A 2033-nucleotide genomic window follows, 5' to 3' on the forward strand; every position below is an offset into this window, starting at 1 on the left:
TGCCGTGGAGCTGCTGGCCGAGGAGCGAGAGTGGCTGAGGGAGGAGGACCGGCCGCGCCGTGCCGCCGTGTCCGCCTTCGGGCTCAGCGGTACCAACGCACACGTCGTCCTGGAGGAGCCGCTCCCCGCCGACGCCCCCGAGCCTGCACCCGCTCCGCAGCCCCCCGCGGCCACCGTGCCCTGGCTGGTCTCGGGGCGCAGCGACGAGGCACTGCGTGCGCAGGCCGTACGGCTGGCCGGTCACATCGAGGCCCACCCGGAGATCAGCCCCGCCGTGGTGGGGCACGCGCTCGCCACCTCCCGGACTCCCTTCGAGCATCGCGCCGCCGTCGTCGGCGAGGACCGCGACGACCTCCTCGCCGCTCTGAAGGCCGTCGGCCGAGGCGAACCCTCACCCGCCGCTGCCGTGGGCACCGCCGACTCCGAGGGCGGCCTGGCCTTCCTCTTCGCGGGCCAGGGCTCCCAGCGGCTCGGCATGGGCCGCGAACTGTACGAGACCTTCGGGGTGTTCGCGGAGGCGTTCGACGCCGTCTGCGCCCACTTGGACAACGAACTCGGCCGCAGCCTGCGCCAGATCGTCTTCGGCGACGGCGAAGACGATGAAAAAGCCCTGAACCGCACCGAGTTCACCCAGCCCGCCCTGTTCGCCTTCGAGGTGGCGTTGTTCCGGCTGCTGGAGTCCTGGGGGGTTCGCCCCGACGTGCTCGCCGGGCACTCCATCGGCGAACTGGCGGCGGCCTACGTCGCGGGCGTGTGGTCCCTGGAGGACGCCTGCCGCTTGGTCGCCGCCCGCGGCCGGCTCATGCAGGCGCTGCCCGAGGGCGGCGCCATGGTCGCGGTGCAGGCGTCGGAGGAGGAGGTGCTGCCGCTGCTGGCCGGCCGGGAGGCCGAGGTCGGCATCGCCGCCGTCAACGGGCCGCAGTCCGTCGTGGTCTCCGGCACCGAGGGCGGCGTCACGCACATCGCCGGACACTTCGCGGCCCTCGGCCGCCGGACCACCCGGCTCCGGGTCAGCCACGCCTTCCACTCGCCGCTGATGGAACCGATGCTCCGGGACTTCCTGCGCGTCGCCGAGAGCCTCACCTACCACCGCCCGCAGATCCCGATCGTCTCCGACGTCACCGGCACCCTGGCCGATCCCGGCGAACTGTGCGTGGCCGGCTACTGGGCCGCCCACGTCCGCCAACCCGTGCGCTTCGCCGACGACGTACGCCGCCTGCGGGAGCAGGGCGTCACCCGCTACCTCGAACTCGGCGCCGACGGCACCCTGACCGCCCTCGCCCGCGCCTGCCTCACCGACGCCCCGGCGGCCGGCCCCGGCCCGCTGCTCGTCACCGCGCTGCGCAAGGACCGTCCCGAGGTCCCCAGCCTGTACGCGGCCCTCGCCCAACTGCACGTCAATGGCGTCGACATCGACTGGTCCCCGGCGTTCGGCGCCGCCCCCGCCACCCGGGCGGTGGAGCTGCCGACCTACGCCTTCCAGCACGCGCGCTACTGGCTCGACCACGGCACCGCAGCCGCGGGCGGGGCCGCGGAATCCGCCCGGACCGCCGCCGACACCGCCGACGACCGCTTCTGGGAGGCCGTCGAGTGCGAGGACGTCGACGCGCTGACCCACAGCCTGGGCCTGGCGGCCGAGCAGATCGGAGCGGTCGTACCGGCGCTGGCCTCCTGGCGCAAGCGACAGCAGCAACAGACCGCCGTCGACGCCCTGTACTACCAGGTGGCGTGGAAGCCCGCCGCGATCGAACCGGCTTCCGCCGCACGGGACTTGGCCGACCACCGTCGGCTGCTGGTCCTTCCGGGCGATCCGGACGGCGACGACCCGACGGTCACCACCCTCACCACGGCCCTGGGCGGCCCGGACCGCGTCGTCACCGTCCACGTCACCGGCAGCGCCCGCACGGACCGTGCCGCGCTCGCCGACCTGCTCCGGGAGGCGACCGCAGGACACCTCGTCGAGGGCGTTCTCGCCTTGGCCGGACTCGCGGGCGCCGACGCCGACGGACTCCCGCTCGGCCCAGCCGCCGTTG

At 74.5% G+C, this 2033-nt stretch carries 1 protein-coding gene; it reads left to right on the top strand.

Translation table 11 applies throughout. The annotated features are described in order from the left end of the window. A partial coding sequence (locus POF73_RS45615) for an acyltransferase domain-containing protein (RefSeq protein ID WP_272125441.1) occupies positions 1–2033 on the top strand: 2033 nt, incomplete at both ends.

This window comes from Streptomyces sp. HD (assembly GCF_028369295.1).
GTDB lineage: Bacteria > Actinomycetota > Actinomycetes > Streptomycetales > Streptomycetaceae > Streptomyces.